The organism is Paenibacillus sp. EKM206P (assembly GCF_011066155.1).
GTDB classification, from domain to species: domain Bacteria; phylum Bacillota; class Bacilli; order Paenibacillales; family Paenibacillaceae; genus Paenibacillus; species Paenibacillus polymyxa_D.
In genome coordinates this window covers 639,418-659,577 of record NZ_JAAMNQ010000002.1, presented here as the reverse complement: position 1 = coordinate 659,577, position 20,160 = coordinate 639,418, and the positions used below count along the sequence as shown (strand labels likewise).

The 20,160-nt window shown below is 43.7% G+C and carries 14 protein-coding genes; 6 read left to right on the top strand and 8 right to left on the bottom strand.

Annotated elements, in window-relative coordinates:
• Nucleotides 1-123: 123 nt before the first annotated feature.
• Complete coding sequence (locus G9G53_RS06675; protein ID WP_165146332.1) at nucleotides 124-2,037, bottom strand: stalk domain-containing protein; 1,914 nt, start codon at nucleotides 2,035-2,037, stop codon at nucleotides 124-126.
• 49 nt (nucleotides 2,038-2,086) lie between these two features.
• A complete protein-coding gene (locus G9G53_RS06670) occupies nucleotides 2,087-3,331 on the bottom strand; it encodes a S1C family serine protease (RefSeq protein WP_029514532.1) in 1,245 nt (414 codons plus the stop codon).
• 359 nt (nucleotides 3,332-3,690) lie between these two features.
• Between G9G53_RS06670 and G9G53_RS06665 the strand changes: the two genes are divergently transcribed.
• A complete protein-coding gene (locus tag G9G53_RS06665; protein ID WP_039271414.1) occupies nucleotides 3,691-5,316 on the top strand; it encodes a nitrite/sulfite reductase in 1,626 nt (541 codons plus the stop codon).
• A gap of 113 nt (nucleotides 5,317-5,429) precedes the next feature.
• On the opposite strand, the gene G9G53_RS06660 is transcribed toward G9G53_RS06665, so the two are convergent.
• From G9G53_RS06660 to uvrB, 3 genes are all read right to left on the bottom strand, one after another.
• Nucleotides 5,430-6,641 carry a hypothetical protein gene (locus G9G53_RS06660; protein WP_029514534.1) on the bottom strand — a complete coding sequence of 404 codons (1,212 nt, stop codon included), beginning with the start codon at nucleotides 6,639-6,641 and terminating at the stop codon, nucleotides 5,430-5,432.
• Nucleotides 6,642-7,046: 405 nt separating this feature from the next.
• Nucleotides 7,047-9,908, bottom strand: coding sequence for an excinuclease ABC subunit UvrA (gene uvrA, locus G9G53_RS06655; RefSeq protein WP_029514535.1), 2,862 nt, complete (start codon nucleotides 9,906-9,908; stop codon nucleotides 7,047-7,049).
• A 172-nt stretch (nucleotides 9,909-10,080) separates the two neighbouring features.
• Nucleotides 10,081-12,072: an excinuclease ABC subunit UvrB gene (gene uvrB, locus G9G53_RS06650; protein WP_029514536.1), complete on the bottom strand. Its 1,992-nt coding sequence runs from the start codon at nucleotides 12,070-12,072 to the stop codon at nucleotides 10,081-10,083.
• Between the two features lie 208 nt (nucleotides 12,073-12,280).
• Between uvrB and G9G53_RS06645 the strand changes: the two genes are divergently transcribed.
• Both G9G53_RS06645 and G9G53_RS06640 read left to right on the top strand, forming a co-directional pair.
• Entirely contained in the window at nucleotides 12,281-13,108 is an 828-nt protein-coding gene (locus tag G9G53_RS06645) for a flagellar motor protein (RefSeq protein WP_029514537.1), read from the top strand.
• Nucleotides 13,092-13,907 carry a flagellar motor protein MotB gene (locus tag G9G53_RS06640; RefSeq protein WP_029514538.1) on the top strand — a complete coding sequence of 272 codons (816 nt, stop codon included), beginning with the start codon at nucleotides 13,092-13,094 and terminating at the stop codon, nucleotides 13,905-13,907. The genes G9G53_RS06645 and G9G53_RS06640 overlap by 17 nt, the downstream gene beginning before the upstream one ends.
• Before the next feature lie 235 nt (nucleotides 13,908-14,142).
• Here the strand turns inward: G9G53_RS06640 and G9G53_RS06635 are convergent, their stop codons facing one another.
• Entirely contained in the window at nucleotides 14,143-14,370 is a 228-nt protein-coding gene (locus G9G53_RS06635) for an aspartyl-phosphate phosphatase Spo0E family protein (RefSeq protein ID WP_023990607.1), read from the bottom strand.
• Nucleotides 14,371-14,631: 261 nt separating this feature from the next.
• A complete protein-coding gene (locus G9G53_RS06630; RefSeq protein ID WP_185156346.1) occupies nucleotides 14,632-16,035 on the bottom strand; it encodes a DNA-binding protein in 1,404 nt (467 codons plus the stop codon).
• A gap of 255 nt (nucleotides 16,036-16,290) precedes the next feature.
• Here G9G53_RS06630 and G9G53_RS06625 point away from each other — a divergent pair, with 255 nt between their 5' ends.
• Complete coding sequence (locus G9G53_RS06625; protein WP_165146326.1) at nucleotides 16,291-16,665, top strand: helix-turn-helix domain-containing protein; 375 nt, start codon at nucleotides 16,291-16,293, stop codon at nucleotides 16,663-16,665.
• 101 nt (nucleotides 16,666-16,766) lie between these two features.
• Here the strand turns inward: G9G53_RS06625 and G9G53_RS06620 are convergent, their stop codons facing one another.
• Nucleotides 16,767-18,164 (bottom strand): helix-turn-helix domain-containing protein, encoded by a 1,398-nt coding sequence (locus G9G53_RS06620; RefSeq protein WP_165146394.1) that lies wholly within the window; start codon nucleotides 18,162-18,164, stop codon nucleotides 16,767-16,769.
• 296 nt (nucleotides 18,165-18,460) lie between these two features.
• Here G9G53_RS06620 and G9G53_RS06615 point away from each other — a divergent pair, with 296 nt between their 5' ends.
• Entirely contained in the window at nucleotides 18,461-19,036 is a 576-nt protein-coding gene (locus G9G53_RS06615) for an RNA polymerase sigma factor (RefSeq protein WP_165146323.1), read from the top strand.
• A complete protein-coding gene (locus tag G9G53_RS06610; protein WP_165146320.1) occupies nucleotides 19,008-20,144 on the top strand; it encodes a DUF4179 domain-containing protein in 1,137 nt (378 codons plus the stop codon). The genes G9G53_RS06615 and G9G53_RS06610 overlap by 29 nt, the downstream gene beginning before the upstream one ends.
• Nucleotides 20,145-20,160 lie beyond the last annotated feature (16 nt).

Below are 20,160 nucleotides of genomic sequence, written 5' to 3'. Positions count from 1 at the left end.
CGGTATTTGGCGGGCGCCAGTGAAGCGGGCCATTTGAATCCGAAGAAGCGTCAGCGCTCGTAGGCTCAAATGGCACGCGTAGCGCTTCCCCCACAACCTCGCTAATCTCTTACCTACACCCTCTTACTTCACAAAATTAAACGAATTTAACGTCGAATCCAGTGCGTTAGACTGTACAGCCGTGTTGTTCGCATCATTCAATGTCGTTGTCACGGTGTACGTTTTTCCATCACGTTCTAAAACCAATTGGTGGCCTGTGTAGCCAATGCCTTCCTCGATACGATGGAATGTAAAGGACACTGCCGGAACACCAGCAAATGTTACGTCCTTAACTTCCTCAACTTTGAGGTTTTTGTAGTTCTTTGCTTGCTTATCGTAGAAGTCCTTGAGCTGGGATACCGTTAGTTCAAATGATTGGTCGTTGTCGATTTTGATGGAAAAGCGTCCTCCGGTAAACTGGTACTCTACATCGCCCAATTCAAATTGATCGCTAATCGCGGTCCAATATCGTGGGATATTCACTGTATATTCATAGGCTTTTGACGTCTTTTTGACCGTTTTCGTTTTGTCTGTCAAATAGTCGTCTTCTTCCAACTGTCCAAAGTTACTCGCTACGGTTTGAAAATCGATTTGAAGCGAGGAAATGAGCGCGTTGAACTGATCATTTCCTTTGCTTACTTTTTCAGGCACTGCGTATTCAGCCAAGTAGCGGTATCCATTTTGCTGAATCAGCACATTGTACTCTTTGACCCATCCATCGCCAAAATTATAGCGGTACTCCTGTACTAACCCTTGAACGCCTGCAACCTCCAGCGGATACGTCTTCTGTGCCTCATAAGCCGTGGACACAAATGAATCGCTCAGCCATTTTTGCAGCTGCTGGCCCCAGTTCTCCAATTTTCCATCTGCTGGAGCTGAGGTTACTTTCACACGGAAGCTCGATCCATCATTACTTTCATATTGCATCCGTTGATCGTCCATTTTCCAGCCTGCGGGTATGCTGAGTGACACACCGTAGTCTGGATTCCCGGCCTCGCGTGTGCCTCCTACGACAGTAGACAAGTCTTTAATACTTTTATCCTGCGCATTAAAGGAGGTCTTGAAGGAATTTAAAAGTCCCGCATACTGGGCCAGATCTTTATAATTCGTTGCTTTAGCATCGGAAAAATAAACTACATACAATCGTCCGTTGTCATAGTACTGACGATTTTCCCACAGCACGCCGTCCCCATCCTTCGTAATGACACGAGCATAAGGTACCTTCGCTTTCGGGAAGGATTTTCGATCGATCACAGTTTCTCCCGTTTCCTTGGCTGCCTGCACCAATTGTTGCAGCAGATCGTCCGCATTCAGCGGAACCGGCTGTGACGCTGTGTGCACTTCCATATAATACGCACTGTTCTCGTCCATAAATGTGGAAATACTCTCATCTCCACCTCCCTGACCAATGACGAGCCCTGTTGGATAGTTCATAGACCAGTCATAGTAACTGTTCCCGATCTGTGTCTTACCCTCATCATTATCAATGTTCGGTGTCTCTTCAGCTACCGTGCCTGCCTCTTCTTGTGCTTCCATCCGAATAATGATTCCGGCACCATTCTTCTCCAACTTACCGCCAAGCCCTTCTGCTACTTGACGCAGAGGCACCATGAGAATACCTGATGACATTTCCGGTGGAGCTGGAAGTGTCACCTTGTGACCTCTCACCCACGCTGTACGGCTACCAATGGTTAGCGATACAACATGAGTTCCGCTAGTGATTTTAACCACATTATCTTCAGCTAATCGAATTTTGCTGTTAAATGCCTTTTTAAACACACCAGCCGGAACCATCAGTGCACCACTTTTGGAATACGGCTTCGTAATATTGGCATTATGACCGTTCACGATGGCTGTATTGCTGCCGCTTTGCAACCGTAATTCCAGCATGGTTTTATCATGATCTGCTGCAACTGCTGGCAAAGCGGAAAGCAGAAGGGACAATGCGACAGCGCCTACCCCCAGCTTACGCATCATTTTCCTTTGAATATGCTTCACAGTAAATCTCCCTTTAGCTTTATTTTATAGATTCAAGAGGCATTATTGTTCACTTTCCAGTAGTTGCTCCTTGAGCTGGCTCCGATGCTTCCTTAGAAGGCGCTACACCACCATCTTCAGCGGCTTCCGAACCGTTCGAATCTTCACTATCTTCTCCAGACTGAATGGACTCATAGATTTCACCATTATCCTGTGTCAGTACCAGCTTGCGCTTCACAATATCACCGTCAGACTGCATAAGTACACTCACCGTTTGACCTGGTTGATAGTTTTTAAGCAGTTCATTGACATCAATAGCGGAAGCTACACGCTTACCGTTAATACTATACAGCTCATCGCCTTCCTTGATTTTGGCCTGAACGGCATTGGCTGAAGTAATTTTCGTAACTTTCAAAGGATCCTCGGTAGGTAATCCGACGATAGCTGACCAGCTTTCTTCCAGCCCTAGACCAAGACTAGCGCGCCGAACCTCTCCGTATTTGAAAAATTGGCCGATGACATATTTCACCGTATCCGCCGGAATCGAAAAGCCCATATTTTCAATGCCGACCGCCGAGAATTTCATCGTATTGATCCCAATGACCTCACCCTTGAGATTGACCAGCGGACCGCCGCTGTTACCAGGATTGATCGCGGTATCACTTTGGATCAAACGATAAGCAGCGTTGACACCACGGTTCAGCCCGCTAACCACACCTGAGGTTGCCGAATTGCGAAGTGAAAAGGATATAGGCGTACCAATAGCCACTACCTGCTCCCCTACCTGTAGACTGTTCGTTGAAGCTGCCAAGGTAGCGGGTTTGAGGCCGCTTGCCTTGATTTTAACTAATGCCAAATCACTGATCGGATCGCTATAGCTGTCGGTGATTCCGTAAGATTTTCCGTCCGAGGTTACGACCACGGCATCACCTAATCCTTCGATAACATGCGCATTCGTCACAATCCATCCATCTGTACGAATGATGACACCCGTGCCGTGAGCCAGGTTGTATCGATCTCCTCCTGCTACGGTCTCTCCCGTGGCTGAACGGCCAATAATACCGACCACAGAAGGAGATACATTTTTAACCACCTGCGGCACACGACCGGCCGATAACGTATATGTACCATTTGCGCTGTTATATGCGCCGCTGGTTCCTAATGCCTTATTCATATCGCTTACGTTAACATAGACCCCACCATTAATGACTTTGGCCTTTAACGCAGTCCCACTGCTGGCTGCACCTGCCGTACCAGAAACACATAGAGCGCTGCCCAAAGCCAGAACAACTGCCCTTTTCCCCATCTTACGCATATACTCACCATTCCCTCTCTTACATGACCCTGTTCTATCAGTTAGTCCAAATCTACCATAGAGGGGACACGTATACAATCGCTTTAAGCCCTATCTTTTTCTAAAAGGCGCCGTTTGCTGCATCCCTGTCCTCTCATGCTATTTATATTATAAATTTTCCAAATCCTTATATCAAAAAAATAAGCAAAAACGATAAATAATCGTTATACCGTTTAGGTCATTCCTTCATTTACGGGCATAACCAACTATGATACCATCACATTATATCTTAGTTTTATTGTCGGAAATAAAGAATAAAATCATGAGTCCTCTATCCAAAACACTAAAGTATAAATAAGCACCTACAGGAGGTTAAAAGAATGGCCTACGAACCAATCTGGAACGCTCATCCCGATAAGCTTAACAAATTCGAGTTAGTCAAGCTGGAAAAGGACGGTCTCGACGTTATCCGTACCATTATTGAAAACTATGCCAACGAAGGCTATGACTCGATCTCTGCGGACGATATGGATCGTTTCAAATGGGCTGGGGTATATCAGCAAAAGCCCAAGGATGGTCATTTCATGATGCGAGTCCGCATCAACACAGGGATCATGACTTCAGCACAAGCACATGCACTGGCAGACATATCCGCGCTATACGGACGCGGTCTTGTGGACGTCACCACTCGCCAGGCGATTCAATTCCACTGGCTGACAGTCGAAAGCTTGCCCGATATTTTTGAAAGACTGGAAAAAGTCAACTTGTATTCCTTCGAAGCCTGTGGAGACTGCCCGCGTACCATTGTCGGTAATCCGCTGGCTGGTATTGATCCCAATGAATTGGTGGATACCCAAGAGATTGTAGATGAAGTAAACCGTTTTTTCTTATTAAATCGAGACTTCTCCAATCTGCCGCGTAAGTACAAAATGTCTATCTCCGGTAATACGTACAACAATGCACAGGCTGAAATTAACGACCTGTCCTTCACTCCGGCCACCAAGATCCTCGACGGAAAAGAAGTGATCGGCTTCCATGTGATGGTTGGTGGAGGTTTGTCCGCCAAGCCGCATATGGCACAGTCTCTGGATTTGTTTGTTCGTCCAGAGGAAGTGCTGAAGGTTGCTATTGCTGTCACCACCATTTTCCGTGATTACGGCTATCGGGAAAAGCGGCACCATGCTCGCTTGAAATTCCTCGTTGTCGATTGGGGCCCAGACAAATTTCTGGCTAAGCTCACCGAGTATATCGGTGAAATGCCCGGAAGAGGCGAGGACAAAACGATTGGCTGGCAAGCCGCCTATTTTGACGGTGTGCACCCTCAAGCCCAGAAAGGCCTGAACTATGTCGGTCTGAACGTGCCTGTCGGTCGCCTTAGCGCTGACGAGTTGCATGAACTGGCCGAACTGGCTGACCGCTATGGCGATGGTCAGATTCGTACCACGATGTCGCAAAATATTTTGCTGAGCGGCGTGCCGGATGAGCAAGTGGATGAACTACTGGAAGCTCCCGTGCTGCAACGCCTGACACCACGACCCAAGCATTTTATGAGTCGTACGGTATCGTGCACAGGAAATGAGTTTTGCAATCTGGCGATTGTGGAAACCAAAAAACGGGCGGTTGACGTTGCCGAGTATTTGGATCAGCACGTACAATTGGATGAAAAGGTGCGCATTCATTTTATCGGTTGCCCAAATTCCTGCGGTCAAAAGCATATTGCGGACATCGGTCTGCAAGGCTCGCTCATAAAGACACCGGAAGGCTTGGTCGACGCGTTCGACATCGCTGTCGGCGGAGCGCTTGGGGCAGGCGCCCAGTTTAACAAGGCGCTCAAAGGTCGCGTACGTGGGGATCAGGTTGGACCTGTGCTGGCGGAGCTCATTCTGTTCTACAAAGAAAACAGGAGCGCTGGCGAAAGCTTTTACGCATATGTACAGCGTGTAGGTATTCCGACTTTCCAGGAAAAGCTGTCTGCCATTTTACAGTCCAGCCACGTTGCATCCTAAATATAGAGCCTATTAACAGCCTGCTTGTATCCCATATACAAGCAGGCTGTTTCTTATCGCCATACAGCCCCGCAATATCGTCTCCCTCACTTTCACAAAAAAAAGACACCGGATTACTCCGGTATCAATATTTTCGCAAAATCAAGCACTGTCGGTTTATGAGCGCCTGTTGTAGATGTCACCACCGCGTAGCCTGAAGGTATCTTATATATCAATCCCGTATCATACCGGATGCCGAAGGAATTGTCCTCCTTATAATGAGTCCTCGTTTCCCACACCTTCGTACCGTTTTCTTTCAAGCCTGTAATGGTGATGCCATGCATCTTCGTCGTTTTCCCCAGTGGATCATATTGATCACTGAACTGGACATACAGCTGCTCCTCAGGCAGATACACCTGGTCAGCCCCGTAGTCCGCTGTATTGCTAAATAATTGCAGACTATTACTTAGCACCTGTGTACGCTTGCTGTTTCCTTTAAGCCCTGTTACAGCAATATGACCGCTCGGCAACTCACGTACTGCGGCAATTTCTTTACCTGATCCCAAGTCCAGATGGATGTCACGGATATCGCGACCATATACATCTGCTTGTACCCCCACGGGACCATCTGAGCTGTTCAAAAGCGCATAATATCCATTGTGACTGCCGACCAGCCAACCCGAGGTCACTCCGGCCGTCGTTCGATTCCATTGTATATCGCCAGTTTCAGTGTATTTGAGTACAGTGAAGGACTGTTCCGCAAGGTTCAGATAGGAGACCAGGAAACCGCCATCCTCCAGTGGCTCCAAGCCAACCTGAGAATCCTCCCCATGAGATATCAAGCCATCTGTGGGTAATGTTTTGGACCACAAGGTGTTTCCATCCTCGTCCAATCGTGAAGCCTGCAACTCTCGTATTCCGTTCGGTTTTGTATATTCAATCAGAAACAGCAAGCCACCATCCGACGTCTCCCGCTGGACTCCCCTGCTGCTTGTTCCAGGCTGTACGTTCAGATCCTGCTGATGTTTCCATACAGCCTCCACAGAACTGTCCAGCTTGCCATATGTGACGTGTACTACACTTGCTTCTGTATCGTCCTCGACGTTCAGCGTTAAAAACCCACCATTTGCTGTGGGTTGAATGTAATTGTGAGCGTTTCCTAAATCCTTAATACTGCCAATGGCCGCACTTGTTTCGATTTCGGCTTGTTTGGGCACAAACGCCTCGGACACCTCGGAGGCATAGGACGGTGCAGCACTATATCCCATCAAGCATGCCGCCAAAGCAGCTCCTGCTGCCCATGTATACACACGTGTACGTAAAACTCTACTTTGCTTAACCTTCAAGCGTTCCAGCTCCCTTCATGACTTCCTCAGAGATGTTGTATGAACCTTAGATGTGATAAAACTAGAGACGGTTTCGCTTCAACTTGTAATGGTGTCACGTGGGCACGGAACTTTGTATGATGCTATGACGATTTATATATTTACCTCTTCAAGTCCGAACCTAAACATCCAAAACTCCAAAATTTAGAGACTACTCAGAGACTTTCTGTCGATGAATATACGTATAGATTTATTATCCCAGCGCTTGGTAAACTACGTGTCACATGCTTTAACGCAGGAATTTGATAAAAGTTTTCTTTTTTTACAAAAAAAATAAAGCCCTGCCAAGGCGAAGGCATAAATACAGTAGTTCGTATTCTGCCTTCCTGCCTGTGCAGGGCTTTTAAAGCGTACGTTAAATGATATCTATAGATCGACTGTCTGAAGCGCTTGGCTACGCTCTGTATCCCGTTCAAGGATCGGCTTTAAGTATCGACCTGTATAGGATTCTTCGACTTTCACGAGTTGCTCCGGTGTCCCGGTAGCCAAGATCGTTCCACCGCCACTTCCGCCTTCCGGTCCCAAATCAATCAGATAATCGGCTGTTTTAATCACATCCAGATTATGCTCAATGACCAGCACCGTCTCTCCTGAATCAACCAAACGATGCAGCACCGTCAATAATCGATCAATATCGTGAACATGCAGACCAGTTGTCGGCTCATCCAAAATATAAATGGTTTTGCCTGTGCTGCGACGATACAATTCGGAGGCCAACTTCACACGCTGTGCTTCACCGCCAGACAAGGTAGTCGCAGGCTGACCCAGCTTGATATACCCCAAACCTACATCCATCAGCGTCTGGATCTTGCGATGAATCTTCGGAATATTTTCAAAAAACTCCGTCGCATCCTCTACCGTCATCTCCAGCACATCGGCAATACTTTTTCCTTTGTATTTAACCTCCAGGGTCTCCCGGTTGTAACGCTTGCCTTTGCACACTTCACATGGAACATACACATCTGGCAGAAAATGCATCTCAATCTTGATGATGCCGTCGCCTCTACAAGCTTCACAACGACCTCCCTTAACGTTAAAGCTAAAGCGGCCTTTCTTGTAGCCTCGTACTTTGGCCTCGTTCGTCTGCGAGAATAAGTCACGGATATCATCAAATACACCAGTATACGTTGCAGGATTGGAACGCGGTGTACGGCCAATTGGCGATTGATCGATCTCAACAACCTTTTCGATATGCTCTAGCCCGCGAATTTCTTTGTGCTGCCCTGGACGCACTCTCGCCCGGTTCAGATCACGCGCCAACGTTTTGTACAAAATTTCGTTGACCAGCGTCGACTTTCCAGAGCCGGATACACCAGTAACAGCCGAGAAAACACCCAACGGAATTTTGACATTCACATTTTTGAGATTGTTCTCCTTGGCTCCGCGAATCTCCAGCCACTTATCAGCAGGCTTGCGCCGCTCGGTATTGACCGGAATGAACTTGCGTCCGCTCAAATACTGCCCGGTTAAGGAATTCGGGTCTTCCATAACTTCCTGCGGGGTCCCCTGCGACATAATCATCCCACCGTGGATTCCAGCTCCCGGCCCGATATCAATGATATAGTCCGCCGCCATCATCGTATCTTCATCATGCTCCACTACGATCAAGGTATTGCCAAGATTCCGCATATGCTCCAAAGCACTAATCAGACGATCATTATCTCGCTGATGCAGCCCGATACTAGGCTCGTCCAAAATATAAAGCACACCCATCAGACTGGACCCGATCTGTGTCGCCAATCGGATACGCTGTGCCTCACCGCCTGACAACGTGCCTGCCGCACGGCTTAAAGTCAGGTATTCCAGACCCACGTTAACGAGGAATCCCAATCGGCTGTTAATTTCTTTTAAAATGAGATTGGCAATCGACTTCTCCTTCTCACTCAGCTCCAGTGTATGGAAAAAGTTTGAGGCTTCACCGATAGACAGGGCTGTTACATAAGCAATATTGCGCTCTTGAATGGTTACCGACAGGCTTTCTTTTTTCAGTCGATGTCCCTTACAGGTGTTACATGGCTTTGCACTCATAAAGCCTTCAATAAATTCACGTATGCCCTCAGAAGCCGTATCACGATACCGACGCTCCAAGTTGGGGATAATCCCCTCAAAGGTCACATAGGCTTCCTTACGTTGACCAAAATCATTTTCATAGCGGAAACGGATCTTCTGCTCACCCGTTCCATGTAAAATGAGGTTCATTTGTTCTGTCGTCAATTGACTAACAGGAATGTCCTGTGGAATACCGTAGTGCTCGCATACTGACTGTAAAAATTGAGGATAATAAGTGGAAGTTCCCCCACTCCAAGCCTGAAACGCCCCATCTTCCACACTTTTTTCAGGATCGGGAATGAGCAAATCAGGGTCAACCACCATTTTAACTCCTAACCCATCGCAATCCGGGCAAGCGCCGAACGGACTATTAAAGGAAAACATCCGCGGAGACAGTTCATCTATGCTGAATCCACAAATAGGACATGCAAAGTTGGAGCTGAACCGCAACTCCTCTTGCCCCATAATGTCTACAAGCAACTGCCCGCCTGAAAGATTCAATGCCGTCTCAATAGAGTCAGACAGACGCGCACGCACATCTTCCTTGACAACGATGCGGTCTACGACCACTTCAATCGAGTGCTTCTTATTCTTTTCCAACTCAATCTTCTCAGACAATTCACGCAGTTCGCCATTCACACGTACCCGCACAAAGCCCTGCTTGGCTATATCCGTAAACAGTGTTTTATGCTCACCTTTGCGACCCGATACCAATGGAGCTAGGATTTGCAGTCGTGTCTTCTCAGGATACTGCAAAATGCGGTCTACCATCTGTTCGACGGTCTGTGACGTGATTTCAATGCCATGTTCAGGACAATGAGGATGACCCACCCGGGCAAACAACAACCGCAGGTAGTCATAGATTTCGGTAACTGTTCCGACAGTAGAACGCGGATTCCGACTTGTTGTTTTTTGGTCAATGGAAATGGCAGGAGACAGACCGTCAATCGAATCAACGTCCGGCTTCTCCATTTGCCCGAGAAATTGACGGGCATACGCAGATAAAGATTCCACATACCTCCGCTGCCCTTCCGCATAGATCGTATCGAAAGCCAGCGACGATTTACCTGAGCCGCTAAGCCCTGTCAGGACGACGAACTTGTCCCGTGGAATCGTCACGTCAATATTTTTGAGATTATGCGCGCGTGCGCCTTTGATGATGATGCTTTCATTCGCCAAATGTTTCATCTCCTTAGCCGTAGTTCACGTCATGCTATATCGCATTGGATTATCCCATGGAAGTGATATATCGCAAAGAGAACGACCACATAGGCCGCCCTCACTATTTTTAAAAGCAAAGCAATCAAACATTTTATTTTCATATGTTTTGCTTCTAGCTTATTCTCAATGTTTAATCAGCTCGCAACTCCAGCAAAGCATCACGCAGCTCGGCTGCCCGCTCGAACTGTAGGTTCTTGGCGGCGTCTTTCATCTCTGCTTCCAGACGCTGAATGAGTGATTGGCGCTCCTTCTTGGAAAGTTTACCCGTCTCATTAGGAAGGTAATCATTCTTCGATTCTGCCACCTTAGTTGCTTCAATAACATCACGAATCTTTTTACGTATGGTTTGCGGGGTAATCCCATGTTCTTCATTATACTGAATTTGAATCGCACGCCGACGTTCCGTTTCCTTTATCGCTTTATCCATAGAATCGGTAATCTTATCGCCGTACATAATAACACGACCGTCACTGTTCCGTGCTGCCCGTCCGATTGTCTGTATCAGAGAGCGCTCAGAACGCAGGAAGCCTTCTTTGTCTGCATCCAAAATCGTGACCAGAGATACTTCCGGCAAATCAAGACCCTCCCGCAAAAGATTGATCCCGATTAGCACGTCGAAGGTCCCTAGACGAAGATCCCGCAAAATAGCCATCCGCTCCAACGTCTTAATCTCGGAGTGCATATACCGGACCTTGATGCCTACTTCTTTTAAATAGTCAGTCAAATCTTCGGACATCTTCTTCGTAAGTGTGGTCACCAGCACCCGTTCTTCACGTTCTATGCGAAGCCGTATTTCATTAATAAGATCGTCAATCTGCCCCTTGCTCGGACGCACCTCAATAATCGGATCAAGAAGCCCGGTAGGACGAATAATCTGCTGCACCATCGTTTCGCACTTCTCCATCTCATAGGGTCCTGGAGTAGCTGATACATAGATAATCTGACTTACCTTGTCCTCAAACTCTTCAAACTTCAACGGGCGATTATCCAATGCAGACGGCAAACGAAAACCATGATCCACCAGTACATTCTTACGTGCTTGGTCACCGTTATACATGGCACGAATCTGCGGCAATGTAACATGGGACTCGTCAATGACGATCAGCATATCATCCGGGAAATAATCCATTAGCGTATATGGTGTTGCTCCTCGCTCACGGAATGTCAGTGGACCTGAATAATTCTCGACACCGGAACAAAAACCAACCTCTTTCATCATCTCGATATCATAGCGGGTACGTTGCTCCAAACGTTGTGCTTCTAACAGCTTCCCTTGCTCCTTCAACTCCGCTAACCGCTCTTCAAGCTCACGTTCAATGTTGACCAATGCTACCTTCATCGTATCCTCATGAGTAACAAAGTGAGATGCCGGGAAAATAGCAATATGATCACGTTCACCGATCAATTCACCCGTAAGCACATTAATCTCGGTAATTCGTTCAATTTCATCCCCGAATAGTTCTACACGTATAGCATGTTCCCCATGGGAAGCCGGGAATATCTCAACAACATCCCCCCGTACACGGAAAGTACCCCGCACGAAGTTGATATCGTTCCGCTGATATTGAATATCGACCAAGCGGGACAAAATCTGATTGCGGGGTTTCTCCATGCCAACTCTAAGCGAAAGCAGCAGGCTTGAATATTCTTTCGGCGAACCCAAACCATAAATGCAGGAGACACTCGCTACAATAATAACGTCACGACGCTCAAACAGAGAGCTTGTCGCTGAGTGGCGAAGTTTATCAATCTCCTCATTGATGCTGGAATCCTTCTCAATATACGTATCGGAAGACGGGATGTATGCTTCCGGTTGATAGTAATCATAGTAGCTGACAAAATAATCGACGGAGTTATTCGGAAAGAATTCTTTAAACTCACTCGCCAGTTGAGCAGCCAAAGTCTTATTATGTGCAATAACCAGCGTAGGCCGATTTAACTTGGCAATGGTTTGTGCGATGGTAAACGTCTTACCTGTTCCCGTAGCACCCAATAGCGTTTGATGCTTCTTTCCTTCTGCAATTCCCTCTACCAATTCAAAAATGGCCTGGGGCTGATCGCCTTGAGGTTGGAATTCCGACTGAATTTCAAAAGTCTTATCGCTAACAACGATATCACTCATTGCCCTGCATCACCCTTATCGTCTAAAATGGAAACATCATGATTTTACACCAGTCGAGCTTTAACGTCTTTACCTGTAACTCTATGTCGATATTTCCCGAGCAATGATACTTGGGAAATATGGTTGGATAAGAATGTTTGTTCCCGTATTATACCTCTTTCTTACCGCGGATGCAAACGATAAGTCTTGAATAGGAGTGAATTAAATTTTGGATATCACCATCGTATTGGGCATCATCGCAGGAATCATAGCATTAATCGGTGGCTTCTTATGGGAAGGCGGCGAATTTACCGGGCTGCTTCAAGGTACATCGGCTCTCATTGTATTTGGGGGAACTTTCGCCGCAGTTGTGATCAGCTACCCCGCTTCCAAGCTGAAGACGATCCCCACCGCTCTACGGATGGCATTTAGCCGTGAGGACAATCCTACGGAGCAATATATAGAAGATTTGGTTTCCATGGCTGCCACCTCACGCCGATCCGGTGTACTTGCGCTAGAGCGTATTTCATCAGAGCATCCGAATGCATTTTTGCGCGAAGGTCTTCAGTTGGTCATCGACGGCACCGAGCAGGAACAGATCAAACAGATCTTAGAGCTTGAGTTAGATGCCATTGAACACAAACATGAGGGGTACGCCAAAATATTTGAATCCGCAGGCGGTTATGCCCCTACGATGGGGATTATCGGTACGGTTATGGGCCTAATCCATGTACTGGGCAGCCTGACCGAGCCTACTGCGCTTGGTCCGTCCATTGCTGTTGCCTTTATCGCAACCCTATACGGCGTTGCTAGCGCCAATCTGATCTTTCTGCCCATCGCATCCAAAATAAGAGCAGCCAGTGAGAGTGAAATTATCACGATGGATTTGCTGCTGCAAGGTATTCTGGCTATCCAAAACGGAGAGAATCCAAAGCTTGTACGCAAAAAGTTGGAGTTCTTTATCCGCTCAGAGCAAAATATAGATCGCAAACCGCCTCGTCGCTCACGCACTGAGGACGCATCTCCAAAGGAGGACTTCCATGAGAACGCGCGGTAAGCGCCGTGGGGGTCAAGGAGGCGGCGGAGACCATCGTGACCGCTGGATGATTACCTATGCCGATCTAATCACCCTGCTGCTCATATTTTTCGTTGTGATGTATGCCATGAGTAGTTTGGATGCTAAAAAATACGATGTCGTTGTTCAATCCCTTCAGGATACGTTCCACAAGGGAGATTCTATTTTGGAGCAAGGCTCGGGCATTACAGGTACTGCCGATCGTTATACCAGCAAGAATCCACCCGCGACCAAGCAACCAGCAGCCGATAAAAAGGAAGCCGGATCGACAAAGCTTACCGAACGTGAACAAGCATTCCGCACGCAGGAAAAAGAACTGCAAAATTTAATGGGTGTCATTCAAGAATATATTACGGACAACAAACTGGAAAATCAGATTTTTGTGTCAGATCAGCCGCGTGGTATTGTCATTACGCTAAATGACCGCTTTTTATTCGATCAAGGTAGAGCTGCACTCAAGCAAGGCTCTGCCAACACACTATCCAAGTTGGCCAGTCTATTTCGAGATTTGAAAACACCGATTAGCATTGAGGGCCATACGGACAACATTCCGTTCACGCGTTCCTCGAACTCATCGATGTATAAGGATAACTGGGAGCTTTCAGGCGCACGGGCACTATCTGTACTCCGATTCTTTCTCGACAGAGAGCAACTTTCACCCTCAGGATTTCAGTATGCGGGTTATGCAGATACCCGACCGGTTGGTGACAATAGTACCGAAGCTGGACGACAAAAAAACCGCCGTGTCGAAATCACCGTACTACGCCAACTTCAACAGTAAAACCCAAAAACCTCCTGAGTCACGTAATAACGTGAATCGGGAGGTTTTTTTGATACATATTCATCATTAATACATGGCTTCCGCCTGATGTAGACGCAGAACAATAAACCGTACGAACAACGTGGATAAGAGCAGCGTACGAGATGCAATAGAGATTATCTTGTTTATTCTATATCCCACTATGTATTAGAAGCCCTGGTGAAGTTAGATTCTATCTTGTCATGATGCTTGAAGATTAATAAGATAGGACAAGCTCGTGTTGCTTCTCTTGTATTTGTGAACTTTGGGGGATGCTCTGTTGTCTACGATAGCTATATTTCCAGTCGCTGTACTTATTAAGGAGTCTATCTAACTCCATGGACTTGATTAACACCCGCCGATCCTTCAATCCCACCTCATTCGCCAAATCATTTAATTCCTTCCGCTTTTCTTCGATGCATTCCTCCAATTGTTTCCATTTCACATCAATAAACCTCCTGTTCGGTGTGGTATTTACATTAGTTTACAAGCTGATACCTTCCCTACAGGTTAAAAATATAATAAAACCCAATTCATCCCTTTAACGGGATAAATCAAAAAAGCCAATCCATAGGAATTGGCTTCGAGAACGGTGGTTCTCTTCTATGAATTATACACATCTATACAAATTCAACCCATGCCATGATTAAATAATATAATTTCATTAGAACTTTCTACACTGCTTGGATTATAGAAAGGGAATATACTAAAAAATAGAATACCTAAGGCTAGTACCACTAAATAACCTTTTTTCATAGATATTCACCTCCTTAATTATATTTTCGTATCTCTTTGTTTGTTCATAAGTAGCAAATTCTCTGTAAACCTCAAACAACGCAACACATTGTTTAAAGTCACTATCATTCCGACTAATCAATGAAAGTGCAAGACAGTCTAGAACATAGTTTGTTCCTTTCTCCAAGCTATTACTTCTATACTCATAAATTGCCCTTTGATATAAAAAACAACAATAATAGTTTCTATTCTTTACATCATCAAGAAACTTGAACTGATCAATCTCTGCTGAAAAACTTTCAAGTACATAATCTACCGAGAAGTTATATTTGTTAGCTGATTCCAAGATAGTTAAAAGACCAGATAATTTTTCTTCCGGATGTTGATTGAGAAAAGAAATATATTCTACTAAAACATCTCTTTTTCCTAAAAGCATATCAAGTGTATAAGAGTTTGCCTTTGCCCAAAGGCTGAACATCTTTACATATTGCTCACCTTCTGAGTTAAGTCCTTTGAACCAACTTAAATCCGCGTAATATTTAATATAAGATTGTGCTTCCTCAAATTTCTCCATTTTTTGGAGAGCTGTAGATTTAGATAAATATCCGTAGCCGTAATAGAAAACAAGATTTTTCTCTGTTTTAAATTCGTCCTTAACACGTCTTTTAGTATTATTATTTTCATATCGATTTAAATAAACAGTTTTGGCGAGAGTACACAACTCATCTCCATACTTCTTAACGCTGTCCCATTTATGTAGATAAAAATATATATTGATAATTTTTAAAAGCCCATCTAGCTGATAACTCTCTGGTAAGCGATTACGATAAGGAATAAATCTCAGAACAGATTCCAAATTTTTCTCCAGATCTTGACCCACAGAAGCAACAAACAATTTATAATGGCTTATCGCCAATCTCTCAGAATGCTGATACTTTTCATTTTCAATGACACATTCATAGAAAGGAATTGCCTCTTGCAGCTTCCCCCCTTCGTATAACTCCTCTGCCAAAGCAAAGATCGTTGGAATGTGGTTAAGATCTTCCATTAAGCGTGAAAGCACTTTCTCAACACATCGCAAGTTCCCCACTTCAACACAACGAATCAGGAACGGCTTGACCCTTTTCCAATGTGGTCTTCCATCATAAAAACATTCATCCACATACAGGTCGTATAACCAGCCCTCTGGATAATTAAAGGCTTTGGTAATCAAGTCCATTTGTCTCACAGAAATAGGTTTAGGTGGATTTCCGTTAAGCATCGCACTAAATATGCCCCGGTTAAGCCCCGTAGCTTGTCCAAAACTATTAAACGTGTAGCCACCAAGTTTTAATTCTTTCTCAATTTCCGAACGAATCGTGGTTGCATTTTCCAATAAAAACACCCCCGGCATATTCAGATGATTTTAAAAAATCACCCTCCTCGATAATCAATTACAATATACTAGAAATTATATGAATAAATTGGATGATGGTCAACCCCTTTTCTACACTGTTTTATTATATTATGGTATTTGATGCTTTTTAAATAGTCCTCACAGAGACTAAATATATATTAATTTAGGCAATTTAATTACCTCCACGCCTGATCTAGCTTTGTCTACACTCATACTATAGGAGTGTGGAGGTCTATGGAAACGACGAAACTTATAGGAACGAAGATTCGCCAATTTCGAAAATTGCGTGATATTACTCAAGAACAACTGGCAGAAGCATCCGATTCAACAGGCTCCTACATAGGGAAGTTGGAACGCGGTGAAGTCAATGTACAGATTAAAACATTAGAGAAAATAGCAGAGGCGCTGAACACAAACGTATTTGCATTTTTTAACTTTAATTCATATGAAGAACTCAAAAGCCAGCCCTGGATATGGGGATGTATTCATATTCTTTCCCAGCAGAGTGAAGCGGAACAGAATAAAGCTTATCGCATTCTAAAGGAGCTTTTCTCGACAGAGAATGAGCTTTCTGAAAATAACTCTGATGATTCCAAAGGAAAAGGATAAGTTTAATATTGTTCTCTATTAGCCATCTAGGCTAAGAAAAATTAAAAAGGGCTACGCTGTTCTGCTCAATTAAGTAGCAAAATACGTAGCCTTTTTGTAGTTCAAGGAAGCATGTGTTTCGCATTATACTGTACTTCTTCAAGCAATTTTCCATATTCCTCCTGTTGTTCGTATGTGGAATGATCTTTATACTTTTCAAATAATAATGTAATAGACTTGATATAGTACGCTTTATCATTCAATTGAGAAGATGCATTGAAGCTCTTCAGCATACCGTCCATAGCTTTCGAATAAGCTCCTGTATTGAAATAGTAGCGACTAAGCTCAAGAAAAAAACGAGAATAAGTGACCAGATTATAATTCGTATGATAGTAAGAAATATTTACATTTAGTTCTCTGAATTCATCAATTTTTTCAGCAAAGAGAATTAAAATATCATCTATTGGATAATTGTAAATATTAGCTGACTCAACAATAGTCAGTAGCCCATGTAATATCTCCTGGGAATTATCTCTAAGAAGCTCAACATAGGCAGGCAAGCTTTCCATATTCCCCATTAAGATTTCCATACTCAACTGATTTGCTTTTGCCCACACTTTAAATTTTTGTGCCTCTATTTTTCCTATATCGTCCAGTCCTTCAAAATCAGTTAAATCTGCATAGTAGGGGATAAATTCCATAGCTTTTTTATATTGCCCTTGTATCTCGTAGGCATTCCCTTTCAGTAAAAAGGACTGACCATAATAAACGATTAGACGTCTTTCTGTATTTAGAGGCTTAACTTCACGATTTTTTAATTTTCCTCTAACCTGCTGTTGATAGATACTCGTAGCTAGTACTCTCAGTTCTTCAGCATACTGTATAACCGTCTCACAATCATAAAGTTGAAAATAGGCATTAGCCAGTTTTAATAAAGCGTCTAATTGGTAATTTTCAGGAAGATTCCTTCGAAACGGGGCAAATTTTATAGCTGCTTGACGATTATTATCCAAATCAGTATTTAGAGAATAACAAAACAAACGATATTGGCTGATCGCCAGCCTCTCCGAGTGGTAATATCTTTCGTTCTCTACCACACATTCGTAAAAAGGGACAGCTTCTTTTTCCTTACCTGCTTCGTGTAGTTCTTCTGCAAGCTCAAATATCATCGACACATAGGACAAATCCTCGGTCAGTCTCGACAATACCTTTTGAATACAGTCTACCTTTCCTAACTCTACACAACGCAATAAAAAAGGCTTAATCCGTTTCCAGTGCCCTTTTCCCTCGTAAAAGCATTCATCTATGTACAACTCATACAGCCAGCCCTCGGGATATTCCAATGCCTTGGTAATCAGGTCCATCTGCCGAACGGAGATTGGCTTGGGTGGGTTACTGTTCAGCATGGTACTGAATGTACCACGGTTAATACCGGATATTTTACTGAAGCTGCTAAATGTATAGCCTCTCTGCTTGAGTTCGGTCTCTATCGTCGAGCGGATCGTAGGTGTATGTTCCATTTCAATCCCCCTCAATATAGTTACAGATATATCGTAAGTCATACTTAACATGTGATTTCGACCATAAGAACTTCATTACATTACAAAATAATTAAAATAGTGAAATATATGGTCTATAAAGTCATTTTATTTTATGATGCCTTAGAAGGAAGTCTTTTTTTAATGAATCCCGTGATAATTGAAAAGTTAAATGAGGTACATCTGGAGAAGCATTAAAAGCAAACTTCAAGTTTTTTTAGTTGAATGTCACAAATGCATATCTTTTTCAGTTATATAGGCAGAAGGGAGGGGCGTTAATGGAAAAGCTAAATACAAATAATCAAAACGCAGATATCAATCTTGTCATAGAGCAGGTCCAAGCAGGCGACAAACAAGCATACACACATATCATACGGCGTTATCAACAACAGATCTTTTTATATTGCTACTACTTACTTAAAAATCAGGAAGAAGCAGAAGATGCCGCTCAAGAAATATTCATCAAAGGGCTTGAGCACATCCGTCAGTTCGTACCTACAGTTTCTTTTTCAGCTTGGCTTTACAAAATCGCTCAAAATCACTGCACTGACTTATTAAAAAGAAACGCTAGAACATTCAAATCCTTCATTCAGTACAAACTGAACCTAAAGCAACAACCCATACATGAATATACAAATTTAATTCACGAGTTACTGGACCAGCTAACATTAAAAGATCGCCAGATTTTATTATTACGTTCGCTTGAGGATTACAACTACGAAGAGATTGCTACAATTATGGGACTGAAATCATCCACGATCCGAAAAAGATATGAGCGACTCCGTAAAAAGCTAATTAACTACAATGAAAAGGGAGGAAAACAAATTGAGCATTCATTTAAACCCGGAAGATAAAGAAATCGAGCACTTACAAAAGCTTATTCGGAATACCCCATTCCAAGTGGATTTAATTGATAGAACAATGGAACGCTATAGTATAATGAAAACAAGACGCTATAAGCGCTCTAACTCTCGTTCAAAAAGAGTTCGCAATGCCTTTTTCGGAACCTCCGCCGCACTTGTAGTAGCGTTTGCACTTGTCGTTAGTACTGGATTTATTTCACCAACAATGGCTGCATCCTTAAAACAAGTTCCAGGTATGAATTCTATATTCCAGCTAGCTGGTGATCTTGGTTTACAAACAGCGGATGAAAAAGGGCTACTATCCAAACCAAATCTTAGTGACACTCACGATGGCCTGACTCTCAGCGTACCGGAAGTTATGTTTGATGGAACACGTATATCCATTGCCTTAGAACGACAAACCACTGACAAAAGATTTACAAATGAAACGGTATCATCACTGATCAACGATGTAATACTTACTATTAATGGAGAAGAAATAAACTCCTATGCACCTGCTAACACAAGCAACTCCATTGATCCTTATATGATACCTGGAAAAAATTCTAATTCAACAATTATACAATTTTCAGATTTACGTAACCAGGGAGGGAAATCTTTCCCAGATAAGTTTGATTTAACACTTTCCATGCCCGTGTCTGGGATTCAACAACCATTCAAAATCATTATCCCTATTGAGAAGAATACTAAAAAAAATATAGTACAGACACCTGACCTTAAGCGCCAGTATGAGAAAATTCATTATACATTGGAAAAGATTGAGCTGACCCCAATTACAACTAATATAACTACACGAATCGAATTACCAAAACCTTTAAAAATCTCTACTTTACCTTTTCTAAACTATGAACTTTATGATGATAAGGGAAATGAAATAAAACAAATTGGAGGTAAAGGTTGGAGCGCAACAGACGGTAATGTTCTAATGACTGATTCTCAGTTTGAACCCTTTATATCCCCTCCAAAAGTTATTACTATTAAAGTTTATAAACACATTTTTAAAGAAGGGAATAAAAGTCAGTTTAAATTGGATAAAGAAGGTAACCCAATAAAGGAGTATTTCTCTGATCTAGAGATCAGCTTACCGATAAGTTCATAAAAAGGCTGTCGAGGAA

Coding starts and splice junctions, on each gene's coding strand:
- G9G53_RS06670 (WP_029514532.1), bottom strand. CDS start 3,331: ATGCGTAAGATGGGGAAAAGGGCAGTTGTTCTGGCTTTGGGCAGCGCT.
- G9G53_RS06665 (WP_039271414.1), top strand. CDS start 3,691: ATGGCCTACGAACCAATCTGGAACGCTCATCCCGATAAGCTTAACAAA.
- uvrB (WP_029514536.1), bottom strand. CDS start 12,072: ATGAGTGATATCGTTGTTAGCGATAAGACTTTTGAAATTCAGTCGGAA.
- G9G53_RS06640 (WP_029514538.1), top strand. CDS start 13,092: ATGAGAACGCGCGGTAAGCGCCGTGGGGGTCAAGGAGGCGGCGGAGAC.
- G9G53_RS06625 (WP_165146326.1), top strand. CDS start 16,291: ATGGAAACGACGAAACTTATAGGAACGAAGATTCGCCAATTTCGAAAA.
- G9G53_RS06620 (WP_165146394.1), bottom strand. CDS start 18,164: ATGGAACATACACCTACGATCCGCTCGACGATAGAGACCGAACTCAAG.
- G9G53_RS06615 (WP_165146323.1), top strand. CDS start 18,461: ATGGAAAAGCTAAATACAAATAATCAAAACGCAGATATCAATCTTGTC.